General features: G+C 62.9%; 17 protein-coding genes. 9 read left to right on the top strand and 8 right to left on the bottom strand.

Going from position 1 to position 15,764, the window contains the following annotated elements:
• Positions 1–32 precede the first annotated feature (32 nt).
• From ehuC to doeB, 7 genes are all read left to right on the top strand, one after another.
• Positions 33–692, top strand: a complete 660-nt coding sequence (gene ehuC / locus FJ492_RS17210; RefSeq protein WP_140714866.1) for an ectoine/hydroxyectoine ABC transporter permease subunit EhuC — start codon at positions 33–35, stop codon at positions 690–692.
• A gap of 34 nt (positions 693–726) precedes the next feature.
• Positions 727–1,386 carry an ectoine/hydroxyectoine ABC transporter permease subunit EhuD gene (gene ehuD, locus FJ492_RS17205; protein ID WP_140505765.1) on the top strand — a complete coding sequence of 220 codons (660 nt, stop codon included), beginning with the start codon at positions 727–729 and terminating at the stop codon, positions 1,384–1,386.
• Positions 1,387–1,389: 3 nt separating this feature from the next.
• Positions 1,390–2,169 carry an ectoine utilization protein EutA gene (gene eutA / locus FJ492_RS17200; protein WP_140771101.1) on the top strand — a complete coding sequence of 260 codons (780 nt, stop codon included), beginning with the start codon at positions 1,390–1,392 and terminating at the stop codon, positions 2,167–2,169.
• A 5-nt stretch (positions 2,170–2,174) separates the two neighbouring features.
• The gene (eutB, locus tag FJ492_RS17195) at positions 2,175–3,167 is read left to right on the top strand and encodes a hydroxyectoine utilization dehydratase EutB (protein WP_140771099.1); all 993 of its coding nucleotides are present in this window, start codon (positions 2,175–2,177) and stop codon (positions 3,165–3,167) included.
• Positions 3,164–4,156, top strand: coding sequence for an ectoine utilization protein EutC (gene eutC, locus FJ492_RS17190; RefSeq protein ID WP_140771097.1), 993 nt, complete (start codon positions 3,164–3,166; stop codon positions 4,154–4,156). The genes eutB and eutC overlap by 4 nt, the downstream gene beginning before the upstream one ends.
• Before the next feature lie 140 nt (positions 4,157–4,296).
• A complete protein-coding gene (gene doeA, locus FJ492_RS17185) occupies positions 4,297–5,475 on the top strand; it encodes an ectoine hydrolase DoeA (RefSeq protein WP_140771095.1) in 1,179 nt (392 codons plus the stop codon).
• A gap of 5 nt (positions 5,476–5,480) precedes the next feature.
• Positions 5,481–6,482, top strand: a complete 1,002-nt coding sequence (gene doeB, locus FJ492_RS17180) for a N(2)-acetyl-L-2,4-diaminobutanoate deacetylase DoeB (RefSeq protein WP_140771093.1) — start codon at positions 5,481–5,483, stop codon at positions 6,480–6,482.
• A 118-nt stretch (positions 6,483–6,600) separates the two neighbouring features.
• Here the strand turns inward: doeB and FJ492_RS17175 are convergent, their stop codons facing one another.
• The 8 genes from FJ492_RS17175 to FJ492_RS17140 form a co-directional block, all read right to left on the bottom strand.
• A complete protein-coding gene (locus FJ492_RS17175) occupies positions 6,601–7,053 on the bottom strand; it encodes a MaoC/PaaZ C-terminal domain-containing protein (RefSeq protein WP_140771091.1) in 453 nt (150 codons plus the stop codon).
• 8 nt (positions 7,054–7,061) lie between these two features.
• Positions 7,062–8,138 (bottom strand): Gfo/Idh/MocA family oxidoreductase, encoded by a 1,077-nt coding sequence (locus FJ492_RS17170; protein WP_140771089.1) that lies wholly within the window; start codon positions 8,136–8,138, stop codon positions 7,062–7,064.
• On the bottom strand, positions 8,131–8,460 hold the full coding sequence (locus FJ492_RS17165; protein WP_027145216.1) for an L-rhamnose mutarotase: 330 nt from the start codon (positions 8,458–8,460) through the stop codon (positions 8,131–8,133). The genes FJ492_RS17170 and FJ492_RS17165 overlap by 8 nt, the downstream gene beginning before the upstream one ends.
• Before the next feature lie 10 nt (positions 8,461–8,470).
• Entirely contained in the window at positions 8,471–9,583 is a 1,113-nt protein-coding gene (locus FJ492_RS17160) for a mandelate racemase/muconate lactonizing enzyme family protein (RefSeq protein WP_140771087.1), read from the bottom strand.
• Positions 9,584–9,588: 5 nt separating this feature from the next.
• Positions 9,589–10,686: a sn-glycerol-3-phosphate ABC transporter ATP-binding protein UgpC gene (ugpC, locus tag FJ492_RS17155; RefSeq protein WP_140771085.1), complete on the bottom strand. Its 1,098-nt coding sequence runs from the start codon at positions 10,684–10,686 to the stop codon at positions 9,589–9,591.
• A 4-nt stretch (positions 10,687–10,690) separates the two neighbouring features.
• Positions 10,691–11,557 (bottom strand): carbohydrate ABC transporter permease, encoded by an 867-nt coding sequence (locus FJ492_RS17150; protein WP_140771082.1) that lies wholly within the window; start codon positions 11,555–11,557, stop codon positions 10,691–10,693.
• A gap of 2 nt (positions 11,558–11,559) precedes the next feature.
• Positions 11,560–12,456 carry a sugar ABC transporter permease gene (locus FJ492_RS17145; RefSeq protein ID WP_140505744.1) on the bottom strand — a complete coding sequence of 299 codons (897 nt, stop codon included), beginning with the start codon at positions 12,454–12,456 and terminating at the stop codon, positions 11,560–11,562.
• A gap of 122 nt (positions 12,457–12,578) precedes the next feature.
• Positions 12,579–13,898, bottom strand: coding sequence for a sugar ABC transporter substrate-binding protein (locus FJ492_RS17140; protein ID WP_140771080.1), 1,320 nt, complete (start codon positions 13,896–13,898; stop codon positions 12,579–12,581).
• Between the two features lie 168 nt (positions 13,899–14,066).
• On the opposite strand from FJ492_RS17140, the gene FJ492_RS17135 reads away from it, so the two are divergent.
• Positions 14,067–14,852: an IclR family transcriptional regulator gene (locus FJ492_RS17135; RefSeq protein ID WP_140771143.1), complete on the top strand. Its 786-nt coding sequence runs from the start codon at positions 14,067–14,069 to the stop codon at positions 14,850–14,852.
• A gap of 65 nt (positions 14,853–14,917) precedes the next feature.
• Positions 14,918–15,757, top strand: coding sequence for an amidohydrolase (locus FJ492_RS17130; protein ID WP_140505739.1), 840 nt, complete (start codon positions 14,918–14,920; stop codon positions 15,755–15,757).
• Positions 15,758–15,764: the final 7 nt, after the last annotated feature.

The raw sequence follows: 15,764 nt of genomic DNA, 5'->3' as shown, positions 1-15,764 counted from the left end.
AGGACCCTAGTACTACAAACGTTGGAACCTCAATGACCCAGTGGTCCGGCTATTTCGGCCTGATATTGCAGGGAGCGCTTGTCACCATCGAGCTGACGCTGATGGGGTCGGTGCTGGCCCTGATCATGGCCTTTCTCGCCGGCTTGGGGCGCCTGTCGCGCTTCTTCGCGCTGCGGGCCCTGGCGACGGCCTATATCGAATTCTTCCGCGGCACATCGATCTTCGTGCAGCTGTTCTTCGCCTATTTCGTGTTGCCCCTGCTGGGTCTCGAACTGACCCCGTTGCAGGCCGGCGTATTGGCGCTGGGCTTGAATGTCGGAGCCTATGCCGCAGAGGTGGTGCGCGGCGCCGTGCAATCGATCGGCCGCGAACAGCATGAGGCCTGCATCGCGCTCAATCTGGGCCGCTGGCAAGGCATGCGCCACGTCATCCTGCCACAGGCGTTTCTGGTGATGCTGCCGACCTTCGGCAACAATGCCATCGAGCTGCTCAAGGCGACATCGGTCGTCTCGCTGATCTCGCTTGCCGACCTCACTTTCCAGGCACAGGTGGTGCGCGCCCAGACGGGCAACACCATGGTGCCGTTCACCACCATTCTTTTCATCTATTTCATCCTGGCGCTGCTCATCTCGTGGGGTGTGCGCTCGCTGGAACGCCGCATGGCGCGCGGCCTCGACGGAGTGCGGGTCTGATGGCCGGAGCATTCCTGATGAATTGGGTTCGCTGATGGATTGGGATTGGGATTTTGTCCGGCAGATCCTGCCGACCCTGATCCAGGGGGTGAAGATCACCATCCTGGCGACGCTGCTCGGCTCGGTGCTGGCGGCGATCGTCGGCTTGGGCATCGCGCTGGCGCGCCGCTCGCCCAACAAAGCGGTGTCGCGTACCGTCGGTTGGGTGGCCGAATTCATCCGCGGCACACCGCTCCTGGTGCAGCTCTATTTCATCTTCTATGTGCTGCCCGACATCGGCATCCTGCTGCCGCCTCTGGTCGCCGGCGTCATCGGGCTCGGCCTGCACTACGGCACCTACACGGCGGAGGTCTACCGCGCCGGCATCGACAATGTACCGCGTGGCCAGTGGGAAGCCGCCAAGGCCTGCAATCTCAGCGCCCGGCAGACCTGGACGCATATCATCATCCCGCAGGCCATTCCGCCGATGATTCCGGCATTGGCCAACTACTTCATCGCCATGTTCAAGGAGACGCCGCTGCTCTCGGCGATCACCGTTCTAGAGCTGATGAACCAGGCAAAAAGCGTCGCCAACACCTACTATCGCTACCTCGAGCCGATCACGTTGGTCGGTGCCTTCTTCCTCGCCATCAGCCTGATTTCGGTCGTGCTGCTGCGCTGGCTGGAACGCCGCTATGGCAAGATCGAAAGATAAAAGATGAAGCCCTTGCCCGAGATCAAGCTTGTGCCCAACCGGCCAGCGCTCGATGAGCGTCCGCTGGAGCGGCGCGTCGGCCTCATCATCCTGGCCACCGACCATACCACCGAGCCGGATTTTCGCCGCATGGTGGCGAGCGAACGGATCGGCGTCTATGTCGCGCGCATCCCCTATGCCAATCCGACGACGCCTGAGAACCTGCGCAAGATGCAGCCGGCGTTGACGGCGGGCGCCGCCTTGATCCTGCCGGACGAGCCGCTCGACGCCATCTGCTATTCCTGCACGTCGGCCTCGGTGGTGATTGGCGATGGAGAGGTCGAGGCTGCGATCCAGGCCGCCAAAGCAGGCGTGCCCGTCGTCACGCCAACAATGGCCGGCGTGCGCGCGCTGAACGCGTTCGGCGTGCGCAGGATCAGCATCCTCACGCCCTATACCATGGAAACCTCCAGGCCGATGGCGACCTATTTCGCCGAACGTGGCTTCGAAATCCTAAGCTTTACCTGCCTCGGCTTCGAGGACGATCGCGAGATGGCGCGCATTGCTCCGGCAGCGCTTGTCGATCTCGCGCGCCAGGCGATGCACCCGCAGGCCGATGCGCTGTTCTTGTCCTGCACGGCACTGCGCGGCGCACTCGCGGTCACCGGCATGGAAGAGGCGATCGGCCGCCCGGTGGTGACCAGCAACCAGGCGACCGCCTGGAACTGTCTGCGCCTTTGCGGCGACGAGACAGCCCATCCCGAATTCGGCCGTCTGATGACGCTGCCCCTGCCGCGCGACTGACGATCATGGCGACAGTAACCCTTGGCGATATCCGCGCCGCACGTGAGCGAATTGCAGGCAAGGTCGAGCGCACTTCGGTCGTGCTTTCGGCGAGTCTCTCCGAGCGGCTGGGCGTGCCGGTCCATCTCAAGCTCGAGCACCGCCAGACCACCGGCAGCTTCAAATTGCGCGGTGCTTCGAACGCCGTCGCTTCGCTGGATGCCGAGGAGAAGGCGCGCGGCGTCATCGCGGCATCGACCGGCAACCATGGCCGCGCGCTCGCCCATGCGGCAAAGCTCGAGCGTATGCGTGCGGTTATCTGCATGTCGCGTTTGGTACCCCAGAATAAGCTCGACGAAATCCGCCGCCTCGGCGCGGAAATCCGTATTGTCGGCAACAGCCAGGACGATGCCCAGCAGGAGGTCGAGCGGCTGGTGGCGGAGGAAGGGCTTGTCATGCTGCCACCCTTCGACCATCCCGCGATCATCGCCGGGCAAGGCACGCTCGGGCTGGAGATGATGGAGCAGGTCCCGGATGCCGCTCTGGTGCTGGTGCAACTCTCTGGAGGTGGCTTGGCTTCCGGTGTCGCCGCCGCCATCAAGGGCGTTCGTCCCGGGGCAAAAGTCGTCGGCATCTCGATGGCGCGCGGCGCCGCGATGAAGGCGAGCCTCGATGCCGGCCACCCCGTGCTGGTCGAGGAACTGCCGACGCTGGCGGATTCGCTCGGTGGCGGCATCGGCCTCGACAACCGGCTGACCTTCGCCATGTGCCGCGACTTGCTCGATGATGTCGTTCTGCTCAGCGAGGACGAGATCGCCGCCGGCATTCGCCATGGCTATGAACAGGAACGCGAGATCGTCGAAGGAGCAGGCGCGGTGGGCATCGCGGCGCTGCTCGCTGGCAAAGTCAAGGCCGAGGGGCCGGTCGTGGTTCTGCTTTCCGGCCGCAACATCGACATGGAACTGCACAGGAAGATCGTCTGCGGGGAGATACCATCGATTTCGGAGCGCGCCGCATGAGCAGGATGACTATCCTCACTGAAGCTGAACTGCGCGCAATCGTGACACTCGACCTCGATGCCGTCGCCTGTGTCGAGAATGCCTTTCGCGCGCTTGCCACACTGCCCGTGGCGATGCCGCCGATCCTGCGGCTCGATATTCCGCAGCATCGCGGCGAGGTTGATGTGAAGACCGCCTATGTGCCTGGGATCGATGGCTTCGCCATCAAGATCAGCCCCGGCTTCTTCGACAATCCCAAGCTCGGCCTGCCCAGCGTAAACGGCATGATGGTGCTTTTGTCAGCCAGAACCGGCCTGGTCGAAGCCTTGCTGCTCGACAACGGCTATCTCACCGACGTCCGTACCGCTGCTGCGGGAGCAGTCGCGGCCAAACACCTGTCACGGCCGGACTCATCCGTCGCCGCGATCTTCGGCGCTGGGGTCCAGGCAGGGCTGCAACTGGAAGCGCTGATGCTGGTGCGGCCGATCAGGCAGGCGCGCATCTGGGCGCGCGATGTCGCCAAGGCGGAGACCGCCGCGGCTACCTTGCGCGAAAGGCTCGGCATCGACGTGCGTGCCGAACCCAATGCGGCCAACGCCGTTGCCGGCGCCGACATCATCGTCACCACCACGCCGTCGACCGAACCGCTGATCAAAGCCGGGTTTGTCTCGGCCGGCCAGCATATCACCGCCATGGGTTCCGACGCCGAGCACAAGAACGAGATCGCGCCGGCGATCCTGCGCATGGCTGATCTCTATGTCGCCGACAGCGCGAAGCAGACGCGGCGGCTGGGTGAATTGCACCATGCCATCGCGGCAGGCGTGATGGCCGCTGACACTGATGTGACCGAGCTCGGCCAGATCATCGCCGGCGCGAAGCATGGCCGGCGCTCGGCCAGCGACATCACCATCGCCGATCTTACCGGCACCGGCGTGCAGGATACGGCGATCGCCACGTTCGCCCGCGACCGTGCGCTGGCCGCGAAAGCCGGAACGGTTTTTGAAAGCTGATCCCGGCCGCAGGAGCATGATCCGGAAAAAGTGGCGACCGGTTTTCCCGGCAGATCATGCTCCGACAAAAAAGAATTTCCTGGAGCCGGATTCAACAAAGTTGAAACGGGCTCCAGCCCCAAAAAACGAGGACCAACACTATGCAGCCGAACCTGAAATTCTCGCGAAGCGAATATGCGGAACGCCTCGCCAAGACGCGGAAAGCCATGGAGGCGAAGGGCGTCGATCTTTTGATCGTCAGCGATCCCTCCAACATGGCCTGGCTGACCGGCTATGATGGTTGGTCGTTTTACGTCCACCAGGCGGTCATCGTGCCGCCGTCGGGCGAGCCGGTCTGGTATGGCCGTGGCCAGGACGCCAACGGCGCCAAGCGTACCGCCTATCTCGCCCATGACAACATCGTCGGCTACGCCGACCATTATGTGCAGTCGACCGAGCGCCATCCGATGGACTTCCTGTCCAGCGTGCTGACCGATCGCGGCTGGGGCAAGCTCACCGTCGGCGTCGAGATGGACAATTACTGGTTCTCCGCCGCCGCCTTCGCCTCTTTACAGAAACATCTGCCCAACGCCCGCTTCGTCGATGCCACCGCGCTGGTCAACTGGCAGCGCGCGGTGAAGAGCCCGACCGAAATCGACTATATGCGCAAGGCCGCCCGCATCGTCGAGGCGATGCACCAGCGCATCGTCGACAAGATCGAAGTCGGCATGCGCAAATGCGATCTGGTCGCCGAGATCTACGATGCCGGCACGCGCGGCGTCGACGGCATCGGCGGCGATTATCCCGCGATCGTTCCGCTGCTGCCGTCGGGCGCGGACGCCTCGGCGCCGCATCTGACCTGGGACGACAAGCCGATGAAGCATGGCGAGGGCACGTTCTTCGAGATCGCCGGCTGCTACAACAGGTACCATTGCCCGCTGTCGCGCACCGTCTTTCTCGGCAAACCAACGCAGGAATTCCTCGATGCCGAGAAGGCGACGCTGGAAGGCATGGAAGCAGGTCTTGCCGCCGCCAGGCCGGGCAACACATGCGAGGATATCGCCAACGCCTTCTTTGCCGTCCTGAAGAAATACGGCATCGTCAAGGACAACCGCACCGGTTATCCGATCGGTATTTCCTATCCGCCGGACTGGGGCGAACGCACGATGAGCCTGCGTCCCGGCGATCGCACCGAGCTCAAGCCCGGCATGACTTTCCATTTCATGACCGGTCTCTGGCTGGAGACAATGGGACTGGAGATCACCGAGTCCATCCTGATCACCGAAACCGGTGTGGAGTGCCTGGCCAATGTGCCGCGCAAACTGGTGGTGAAGGATTGAGCCCGATGTCCAGTCTTCGCCCGTCGCCCATCGCGCCGACCGTCGATTTCGATCGCGGCGGCGTCCAACATGGTTTCCTGCGCCTGCCCCATAGCCGCGACGACTCGGCCTGGGGCTCGGTGATGATCCCGATCTGCGTCATCCGCAACGGCAAGGGGCCGACGGCGCTGCTGACCGGCGGCAATCATGGCGACGAGTATGAAGGGCCGCTGGCGCTCTACGAACTCGCCAGGACGCTCGATCCCGACCAGGTCAGCGGCACGGTGATCATCGTGCCGGCGATGAACTATCCGGCCTTTCGGGCCGGCACGCGCACCTCGCCGATCGACAAGGGCAACATGAACCGCAGCTTTCCCGGCCGGCCCGACGGCACGGTGACGCAGAAGATCGCCGATTATTTCCAACGCGAGCTGCTTCCCCGCGCCGACATCGTCTTCGACTTCCATTCCGGTGGCAAAACGCTGGATTTCGTGCCGTTCTGCGCCGCCCATACCTTGCCCGACAAGGCGCTGGAGCAGAAAGCCTTTGCCGCGGTGGCGGCATTCTCGGCACCGTTCTCGATGCGCATGACCGAGATCGACGCAATCGGCATGTATGACACGGCGGCCGAAGAAATGGGCAAGGTCTTCGTCACCACCGAGCTCGGCGGCGGCGGCACTTCGCGAGCCGAGACGGTGCGGATCGCCCGGCGCGGCATCCTCAACGTGTTGCGTCATGCCGGTATCGTCGCCGGGGCGGTCGAGACCGGCAAAACCCAGTGGCTGGACATGCCCTCGGGAGATTGCTTCTGCTTCGCCGAGGACGACGGCATGATCGAAACCATGGTCGATCTCGGCGAGCCCGTCGAAGCGGGCGTGGTTCTGGCGCGTATCCATTCCACCGGCCGCACCGGCGTTGCTCCGCAGGATATCCGGGCGAAAATGTCGGGCATGCTGGCGGCGCGGCATTTTCCTGGCCTGGTCAAGGCTGGCGACTGCGCCGCGGTGGTCGCCGTGAAGGTCGATTGACTGATGTGATTTCCCCGCCCGGACCATGCCGGGACGCCGCTGCCAGCGGACCGGTTCGCTGCTGCTTGGTCTGGAGCGAATCACCGCCTGCCACCGGTTCGCGGAATTGCGCGGAGTTTCAGCTCTGCGCCGGCTTGCGTTCGACGATGTAGATGTGGTCGGCCGCCAGCACCACCTCGCCACGCTGGTTGATTACCTCGCAGCGCTCGATCACCCGCCCCGAGGTGGGCCGCTTGGGGTCGTCCTCCTTGGCCGCGATGGTGGTGCGCGTGCGGATCGTGTCGCCGATGAACACCGGCTTGATGAAGCGCAGCCGGTCATAGCCATAGGAAAAGGCGACAGGGTTGATCACGTTCGCCGTCAGCCCGATGCCGACCGACAACACCAGCGTGCCATGCGCGATGCGCTGGCCGAACGGCGTCGTCTTCATGAACTCGGCGTCCATGTGGTGCGGGAAGAAATCGCCGGTGTGTCCGGCATGGACGATGAAGTCGGTCTCGGTGATCGTGCGGCCGCTGGTCAGCCGCGTCGAGCCGATCTCGTAGTCTTCGAAATAGGTGATCTGTTCCATGTCCTGCCTTACGGCTTTTCGGCCAGCGGCGTCGCCGGCGCCGCGCTCGATTTATAGGCGGCTTCCACCAGCGCCATGGTGGTCCAGGCGTCTTCGACCGAACTGACCAGCTTGTCGTCCTCTCCGCAAGCAAAGCGCTGGACATTGGCCATGCGCCCGACAAAGGCGTCGGGAAACCATTCGCCGGCCAAAGGCACGGCTATCCAATCGGTCCCGCCTTTCGGATAGATCTCCAGAATGTCCGGTTCGCCACGGGGATAGTCGAGGTTGAGGCCGAGCTTGAGATAAGCGGCACCTTCCGTGCCGCAGATGCGGAACTCGCAGGCCTGGTGCCGGCGCCCGAACTTGTGGTCGTGATTGATCGACAGCGCGCAACGCACCGTGTCGCCATAGTCGAGAATGGCGCTGGTGCGCGTCTGCGCCACCTTGTGGTTGGGATGGCCGAGTGTCTTGGCGTGGACGCCCCTGGGGTCGCCGAGCAATTGCCGGATCAGATCGAGATAATGGATCGAATGCATGGCGATCTCGACGCGCGGCGCCTTGAGCAGGAATTCCCACAATTGCCACGGCGTCGCCAGCGCCAGCCAGGCGTCGAAGTCGACGACCTCGCCGAGCCAGCCCTTGGCGATCGCGTCCTTCAGCGCCAGCATCATCGGCGCGAAGCGCAACTGGAAATTCACGGCCGCTTTGAGGTTCTTGGCGCGACATATCTCGAGGATTTCGGTTGCCTCGCCGAGATAGTTGCCCATCGGCTTTTGGATCAGCGCGAACGCACCGTCGGGCAGAGCCTTCAGGATCTCGGCGTGCCGCCCCGGTGGCGTTGCCAGATCGAAGATCGCGTCCTTCACTTCAGCGGCCTCTTCCACCGAGCGGAACGCCGTCACGCTCCATCTATCGGCCAGGGCCTGCGCCTTGGCCTGGTCCGGATCGTAGAGGCCTGCGATCGGAAATTCCGCCTTCCGGTAGGCCGGAAAATGCGCGTCGCCGACGATAGATCCGGCACCGAAGGTGACGATCGGTCGGGGTTTTGAGGGTTTTGGCCAGGACTGGATGAGCGAGGCGGGGTCGAAACCGGCCTCAGTCATGGTGGAAGACTTCGTCCATCGAAGCCCACCACTCACCTTCCTTGCGGGTTGCAAGCGGCTCTTGGCAGGGCACGCAGACGGACCACCATTCCTGCGTCTTCGGGTCGGCCGCCATCTTGGCCATATCGGCCGCGTAGTCGGTGCCGTGATATTCGTAATAGGAAAACAACAGGTTCTCCGGTCGCTTCAGGTAGATCGAATAATTCTTGATGTTGCAGGCCGAGATCATGGTCAGCACATCCGGCCAGACGGCGGCATGGAGGCGGACATATTCCTCGACCTTTTCCGGCTTCAGCCCCAGAACCATTCCCATCCGCTGCATGTTCGTTCCCCTATTTCGTGATCGCCGTGGTGAATTCGGCGATGCTCATGGCCTTGACCGCGTCCCAGTCCCAATCGATGCCGATACCGGGCTCGTCGGGCGCCAGCGCATGCCCATCCTCGATGCGCATGTGCCTGCCGGTCAACTGGTCGAGTTGCGGAATGTACTCGACATACCTGCCGTTCTGAACAGCACAGGTCAGGCTGACATGCAATTCCATCAGGAAATGCGGGCAAACCGGAATGTCGAAAGCCTCCGCCGCATGGGCGATCTTGAGCCAGGGGGTGATGCCGCCGATGCGGCCGACATCGACCTGCACGACCGAGCAGGCGCCTTTCTGCATGTATTCGCGGAAGTGGCGCATGGAATAGAGCGATTCGCCAACCGCGATCGGCGTCGGCGTCGAGCTCGACAACCTGATATGTCCGTCGATGTCGTCGGCCGGCAGCGGCTCCTCGATCCATGCGAGATCGAGTTCGCGCAACCTCGCCGCACGCCGGATCGCCTCGTCCACCGAGAAGCCCTGATTGGCGTCGGTCATGATCTCGTAGCCGTCGCCGACCGCCTTTCGCACCGCCGACAGGCGCGCGAGATCCTCAGACCCATGCGGCCTGCCGATCTTCACCTTCGAGCCACGAAATCCCTTCGCCTTGGCGGCCAGCGCATCGTCGACCAGCGCCTGCGTATCGATATGCAGCCAGCCGCCTTCGGTCGTGTAGAGCGGGCAGCGGTCCTTGGCGCCGCCGGCGAGCTTCCACAGCGGCAGGTTCTTTTTCTTCGCCCTGAGGTCCCATAGTGCGATGTCGATTGCCGCGATGGCGATCGCCGTGATCGCACCTATCGTGGTGGCATGGGTGGCGAATTCGAGATCGTGCCAGATCGCCTCGATCATATCAGGATCGCGGCCGATCAGGCGCGGTACCAGGTGGTCGGACAAGAGCCGCATCACCGACGAACCGCCGGTGCCGATCGTGTAGCTGTAACCGGTGCCGACCGCGCCGTCGGAATCGGTGAGCGTCACGATAGGCGTTTCCTGGCTGACGAAGCTCTGGATGGCGTCTGTGCGCTTGACCTTTGGCACAAGGTCCACCATCCGCAGTTCGATTTTCTCGATCCTTGCCATGTCGGTCAGCTCCGCAATGTCTTTCCGGTCTCGCTGGCAAACAGATGCGCCTGCGACAGGTCGAGGCTCATGGCGACGCGCTCGCCGGATCGCAGCGGGCGGGGGTTCAGCATGCGCGAGACCCAATCGCTGCCGTTGAACTCGACGAACACCAGCGTCTCGTTGCCGAGCGGTTCGGTGACGGTGATCGGCAATTCGATCTGGTGCACGTCGGCGGAACTTCCCGAACTGATGCCATGGCCGGTCGGGTAGATGTCGTCGGGTCGCAGCCCGAACACGACCTTGTCGCCGATGGCGACATTGGCCTTGAACTGGCTGGGCAGCGGCAGCTTGGCGCCGCTGGCGAAAGCCAGCTGGCCGTCGTCTATCGTGGCCTCATGCAGGTTCATAGGCGGCGAGCCGATGAAGCCGGCGACGAAGCGTGTCGCCGGGCGCCGGAAAACCTCGTCTGGTGTGCCGACCTGTTCGATGTAGCCGTCGCGCATGATGACGATGCGGTCGGCAAGCGTCATCGCCTCGACCTGGTCGTGGGTGACGTAGATCACCGTCGATTGGACCTTGGCATGCAGCTTCTTGATCTCGGTGCGCATCTGCGTGCGAAGCTTGGCATCGAGATTGGAAAGCGGCTCGTCGAACAGGAAGACATCGGGGTCGCGCACGATGGCGCGGCCCATGGCGACGCGCTGGCGTTGCCCGCCGGAGAGTTGCGACGGGCGGCGGTCGAGCAAAGTATCGAGCCCGAGGATGGCTGAAGCCTCGGCGACACGGCGGTCCATATCCTCCTTGGCGGCACCGGCGATCTTCAGGGAGAAGCCGAGATTTTCGCGCACCGTCATATGCGGGTAGAGCGCATAGGACTGGAACACCATCGAGATGTTGCGCGAGCGTGGCGGCAGGTCGTTGACGACGCGCCCGCCGATCTCGATCGAGCCGGCGCTGATCTCTTCCAGCCCGGCGATCATGCGCAGCGTCGTCGATTTGCCGCAGCCTGACGGGCCGACCAGCGCGATGAATTCGCGGTCGGTGATGTCGAGGTCGATGCCATGCACGATCTGGATATTGCCGTAGCGCTTGGTCAGCTTTTTGAGGGAAACCGTTGCCATTGGATCAGCCTTTCACCGCGCCGGAGGTTAGGCCGCCGACAAGGTGTTTCTGGACGATGAAAGTGAGGGTGAGCGCCGGGATGATCATCACAACGGCGAGCGCGCACATGCCGCGCCAGTCGATGGTGAACTCGGCCGTGTAGTCGAGCAGGCCGACCGGCAGCGTCTTGGCGCTCACCGAGCGGGTCAGTTGGGAAGCCAGCGCGAACTCGTTCCAGCAGGTCAGGAAGGCGAAGATCGCCGCCGACGCAATGCCCGGTCCGGCGAGTGGGAATTCCACCTGCCAGAAGGCCTGCCAGCGCGTGCAGCCGTCGATCTGCGCTGCTTCCGCGAGGTCCTTCGGCACCTGGCGAAAGAAGCCGTCGATCAGCCAGATGGTGAACGGCACGTTGAGTGCGACATAGGCGAGGATCAGCCCGAAATGCGTGTCGATGATGCCGAGCCGCACATAGAGGAAGAACAGTGGCAGCGACAGCGCGATGCCCGGCACCGTGCGCGTCAGCATCAGGCCGAGGAAGACGCTCGACTTGCCGCGGAAGCGGTAGCGCGCGAAGGCATAGCCACCGGCCATGCCGATGGCGACCGCGATAACCGTCGAGGTCACCGAGATGATCAGCGAGTTGCGGAAATACTCGATGACCGGAATGCCGCCCTTGCCGATGCCTGAGAACATCGCGACATAGGCATCGAACGAAATGTCCTGCGGGATCCACACAGGCGGCTTCGCCATGATCTCGACCGTCGGTCGCAGCGACGACAGAACGATCCAGAGGCCGGGCAGGCAGATCGTCAGCATCGCCAGAAACAGGCCGATACGATAGACGATATCAAGCAGCCGGCGCTTGAGGCGGGCGGAAGAATTCTCCTCCATCTTCACCACTCGGCACCGGTCTGCGTGCGCGCCGCGGCGAGCTTGTTGAAGAAGTAGACTGTGAAGGCGATCGACAGCAGGATCGAGAAATAGGCCATGGCGTTGGCCATTCCCATGCGTCCGTCGCTATAGGCGGTGCGCGCCACCAGCGTCCAAAGCAGTTCGGTGCGGCCGGCCGGCCCGCCATCGGTCATGATCTTGACGATGTCATAGGCGCGCGCCACGTCGAGCGAGCGGATGGTCATGGCGATGTAGGCGAAGGGCATGACGAACGGCCACGTCACATAGCGGAATGTCTGCCACGGCGTGCAGCCATCGACGCGAGCCGCCTCGATCGGTTCCTTGGGCATGGCGAGCAGCCCGGCCAGGATCAGGATGGCGAAGATCGCCGTCGACGACCAGATCTCGGCGACTGAAATTGCGACGAAGGCGAGATGGCCTTCGATCAGCCACGGGATGGCGTCGCTGGTGATGCCGAGCGACTGCAGCGCGTTGTTCACCAGACCGATATTATCGTTGAACATGAACTTGAACTGGAAGCCGACGAGGATCGGCGAGAACATCATCGGAAACATCATCAGCGTGCGCAGGATGCGCTGGCCGCGTGTCGCCTTCTCGACCAGCATGGCGAGGCCGAGGCCAAGCAGCATTTCAAGATTGAGCGCGATCGTCAGCAGCAGAACCGTGCGCCCGAACGCCCACCAGAAATCGATATTGGCCAGGATCGAAAGATAGTTCCGCAAGCCGATGAAGACGAAAAACGTCTCGGGCTTGGTCAGCCGGAAGGGCGTGAAGCTGGAATAGAGCGAGAGAAGCAACGGCACCACCACGACCGCCGCCAGCACGATGAACGCCGGAAGCAGCAGCAGGAATGGTGCGGATGGCTTGAAGCCCTTCATCGGGGTCCTTTGGTATCTGGCATGCAATTTTGGGCCGGGGCCCGACCGGTGAATGGACAGCACCGGCAAGACGCGATCGCCTCCCCCATTCACAGTGGGGGAGGCGGTCTTGAGAACAATGCTTAGAGTTTGCCGGCGTCCTGCAGGATCTGCGTCGCCTTGGCGGCGGCTTCATCCAGTGCCTGCTTGGAGGTCTTGTCGCCGAGGATAGCGGCCTGCAACTCGGGATAGACGGCGTTCGAGATCTCGATCCACTCAGGCGTCTGCGGCACGGCAAAGGCGTGCTTGGCTTCTTCCTGGAAAGCCGACAGAACCTCCTTCTTGTAAGGATCGTTCGCGGCCTGCTGCAGGTCCCAGTCCCAGACCGCGGTGCGCGTCGGCAGCGGGCCGGCGGCGGCCTCGAGCTTCTGGCTGTCCTCATTGGTCAGCCACCATACGAGCGACGCGGCTGCCTCCTTGTTCGGGCAATTCTCGGTCACCGAGAAACCATGGAAGCCCGACCAGCCGGTGCGCACTCCAGCGGAGCCTTTCGGCGCGACCTTGACGCCGACATTGCCGGCGACCTTCGACGACTTCGGATCGTTGAAGAATCCGGCCCAGCCCGGCCAGTCCAGATTGATGGCGACGGTGCCCGAGGCAAAGCCCTGGCCGAGATCGTCCCAGAGGTAGTTGGTGGTTCCGGCCGGCACGGCCTTGGCCTTGTAAAGGTTGACGAACCAGTCGAGCGCCCGGATGCCGGCATCGGAATTGAAGACCGGCTTGCCGTCCTTGTCGAGATATTCGCCGCCCTCGGCGACCACCATTTCATAGAAGCGGCCGTTGATCGCCTCTTCCTTGCCGGCGAACTGGGTGCCGTAGAAATTGGGCGGGTTGGCGAAGAACTCGGCCTGGTCGGTGACTTCCTTCCAGGTGTCCGGCGGCACCAGGTCGTAGCCGTATTTGGCCTTGAACTTGGTCTTGTTGTCGGCGTTTTCGTACAGGCTCTTCTGGTAGTAGAGCGCCGAAACGTCGAACTGCGCACGCGGCAGCATTTCCAGCTTGCCGTCGATGGTTGCCGCCTTGATCGTCGACGGCACGAAGCCGTCGATCTCCGACTTCGGCAGGAGCTTGCTGAGATCGGTGTAAAGGCCGGTGTACTGCGGCGCGAAGGAGGAATGGTTCCAGCCGACGCACCAGTTGGTGCTGCCCGAGGCGATGTCGGACTTGAGCTCCTTGTCGATATCGAAGCCGTTCTTCTTGGTCAGGATATTGACCTTGGCGCCGGTCGCCTTCTCCCACTCCGGGATGCGCTCGTAGAGCTTTTCATATTGCTGGCCGCCGATCAGCTTTACGTCGACGGTCACGCCTTCGAACTTGCCGGGCAGGTCGCCGGCGAGAGCAGCACCCGCGCCAAATGCGAGTGCCAATGCGCCGGCGGACACGCCGGAAAGCAGTCTGTTCATTGATATCCTCCCTTGGTGCGCCTCAGCGGCGACCGCAACTCGTCTGATGACAAGAAGTCCTACATTCATATACAAACAAAACATTCATGGATACGTCAAGGCGAAATTTGTTTCCGCCAGCCACGTTCCTGCGTATATGAAGAGCTGAATTCACTGGAGGGACGAGCCATGGAAGACAGCGAAGACGAGCGCTACCGCGCGCCGGCGCTCGACAAGGGGCTCGACATCCTCGAGCTGCTGGCTGGCGTCGATGGCGGCCTGACGCAGGCGGAAATCGCCAAGAAACTCGACCGCAGCCCCAATGAATTTTATCGCATGCTGGACCGGCTGGTGCGGCGTGGCTACGTCACGCGACTGGACGGCGACCGCTATTCGCTGACGCTCAAGCTGTTTGGCCTGGCACAATTGCACGCGCCGGTGCGGCGGCTGGTTTCCTATGCGACGCCGCTGATGCGCGAGTTGGCCGAGATCTCGCAGCAAGCCAACCAACTCGTTGTTTTTGACCGCGGTTCCGCTGTCGTGATCGGCCAGCAGGAGGCGCCGAACTACTGGGGCATTTCGATCCGTGTCGGCTCCCACATTAGCCTGTTCGATACCGGTTCAGGCCACGTCCTGCTCGCCTTCCGTTCGCCGGAAGAGCGGCAGATGATGATCTCGGAGCATGTCCGTAGCACCGACAAGACCGCGCAGCCGGCCGAGTTCTTCGCCCGTCTCGACCAGATTCGCGACCGCGGCTACGAGATGATGGCTTCCATGCAGACCGCAGGCGTCTTCAACCTCTCCGCCCCGGTGCGCGGTTCCGACGGCAAGGCCATCGCGGCGCTGTCGATCCCCTACATCACCGTGGTCAACGCGCCGTCCGCGCCCGATATCACCCGGACCATCGAGTTGTTGCTGGCAACCTGCGAAAAGCTGTCGCACCTGGCCGGGTCGGCCGTCGGTTCATCGGCATGAATTCTTATTTGAATGAAGAATTCCCCCGTGAGATGATCTGAGAAAGCCAGAGGAGGAGCATCGCCATGATCATCGACACCCATTTGCATCTCATCGATCGCTCGGTGCTGCGCTATCCCTGGCTTGCCGGCGAGCCGGCACTGAACCGCGATTTCTCCTATGAAGAATACGCCACGGAGGCCCAGCGTGTCGGCGTCGGCTGCGTGCTGCATATGGAGGTGGATGTCGACCCGGCCGATATCGAGGCGGAAACCACCCGTGTCGAGGGCCTGTCGCGGCAAGCAGGCAGCATGCTCGCCGGGGCGATTGCATCTTGCCGTCCCGAGGAGGCGGATTTCCCTGCCTATCTTGAACGCCAGCGGGCAAATCCCTTCGTCAAAGGCTTTCGCCGTGTCCTCCACGTCGTGCCGGACGATATTTCGGAAGGGGCATTGTTCCGTGACAACATTAAGCGGCTTGGCGGCACCGGCCTGACCTTCGACCTCGTCGTACTGCCGCATCAGGTCCCCAAGGCGATGGCGCTCGCCGATCTGGCTCCCGATGTCCAGTTCGTGCTCGACCATTGCGGTGTCCCCGACATCAAGGGCAACGCTGAGCATCCCTGGCGTGAACACATGAGCGAGATCGCGCGGCGTCCGAACGTCATGGCCAAGGTCTCCGGGGTGGTCGCCTATGCGGACTCCGGCAGTTGGACGGTCGAGACACTCCGGCCTTACGTCGAACACACCATCAATTCATTCGGCTGGGACCGTGTTGTCTGGGGCAGCGACTGGCCGGTCTGTACGCTTGGTGGTGGTCTCTCGACCTGGGTGGCGGCGACACATGCGCTGCTTGCCGGCTGCAGCGTCTCGGAACGTGACAAGCTTTTGTCGGGTAACGCCCGCAAGCAGTGGCGGTTGAAGTAACGATCCA

The organism is Mesorhizobium sp. B2-5-4 (genome assembly GCF_006441095.1).
GTDB classification, from domain to species: domain Bacteria; phylum Pseudomonadota; class Alphaproteobacteria; order Rhizobiales; family Rhizobiaceae; genus Mesorhizobium; species Mesorhizobium salmacidum.
The sequence above is the reverse complement of the archived record's forward strand: the minus strand, read 5'-3'. Positions and strand labels throughout refer to the sequence as shown.

What these genes read in the sequence shown, in the direction of transcription:
- FJ492_RS17165 (WP_027145216.1), bottom strand. Translation starts at nt 8,460, where the DNA reads ATGCAGCGGATGGGAATGGTTCTGGGGCTGAAGCCGGAAAAGGTCGAG.
- eutA (WP_140771101.1), top strand. Translation starts at nt 1,390, where the DNA reads ATGAAGCCCTTGCCCGAGATCAAGCTTGTGCCCAACCGGCCAGCGCTC.
- eutB (WP_140771099.1), top strand. Translation starts at nt 2,175, where the DNA reads ATGGCGACAGTAACCCTTGGCGATATCCGCGCCGCACGTGAGCGAATT.
- doeA (WP_140771095.1), top strand. Translation starts at nt 4,297, where the DNA reads ATGCAGCCGAACCTGAAATTCTCGCGAAGCGAATATGCGGAACGCCTC.
- ehuD (WP_140505765.1), top strand. Translation starts at nt 727, where the DNA reads ATGGATTGGGATTGGGATTTTGTCCGGCAGATCCTGCCGACCCTGATC.
- ugpC (WP_140771085.1), bottom strand. Translation starts at nt 10,686, where the DNA reads ATGGCAACGGTTTCCCTCAAAAAGCTGACCAAGCGCTACGGCAATATC.
- FJ492_RS17145 (WP_140505744.1), bottom strand. Translation starts at nt 12,456, where the DNA reads ATGAAGGGCTTCAAGCCATCCGCACCATTCCTGCTGCTGCTTCCGGCG.
- FJ492_RS17140 (WP_140771080.1), bottom strand. Translation starts at nt 13,898, where the DNA reads ATGAACAGACTGCTTTCCGGCGTGTCCGCCGGCGCATTGGCACTCGCA.
- FJ492_RS17130 (WP_140505739.1), top strand. Translation starts at nt 14,918, where the DNA reads ATGATCATCGACACCCATTTGCATCTCATCGATCGCTCGGTGCTGCGC.
- FJ492_RS17160 (WP_140771087.1), bottom strand. Translation starts at nt 9,583, where the DNA reads ATGGCAAGGATCGAGAAAATCGAACTGCGGATGGTGGACCTTGTGCCA.
- doeB (WP_140771093.1), top strand. Translation starts at nt 5,481, where the DNA reads ATGTCCAGTCTTCGCCCGTCGCCCATCGCGCCGACCGTCGATTTCGAT.
- ehuC (WP_140714866.1), top strand. Translation starts at nt 33, where the DNA reads ATGACCCAGTGGTCCGGCTATTTCGGCCTGATATTGCAGGGAGCGCTT.
- FJ492_RS17170 (WP_140771089.1), bottom strand. Translation starts at nt 8,138, where the DNA reads ATGACTGAGGCCGGTTTCGACCCCGCCTCGCTCATCCAGTCCTGGCCA.
- eutC (WP_140771097.1), top strand. Translation starts at nt 3,164, where the DNA reads ATGAGCAGGATGACTATCCTCACTGAAGCTGAACTGCGCGCAATCGTG.
- FJ492_RS17175 (WP_140771091.1), bottom strand. Translation starts at nt 7,053, where the DNA reads ATGGAACAGATCACCTATTTCGAAGACTACGAGATCGGCTCGACGCGG.
- FJ492_RS17135 (WP_140771143.1), top strand. Translation starts at nt 14,067, where the DNA reads ATGGAAGACAGCGAAGACGAGCGCTACCGCGCGCCGGCGCTCGACAAG.
- FJ492_RS17150 (WP_140771082.1), bottom strand. Translation starts at nt 11,557, where the DNA reads ATGGAGGAGAATTCTTCCGCCCGCCTCAAGCGCCGGCTGCTTGATATC.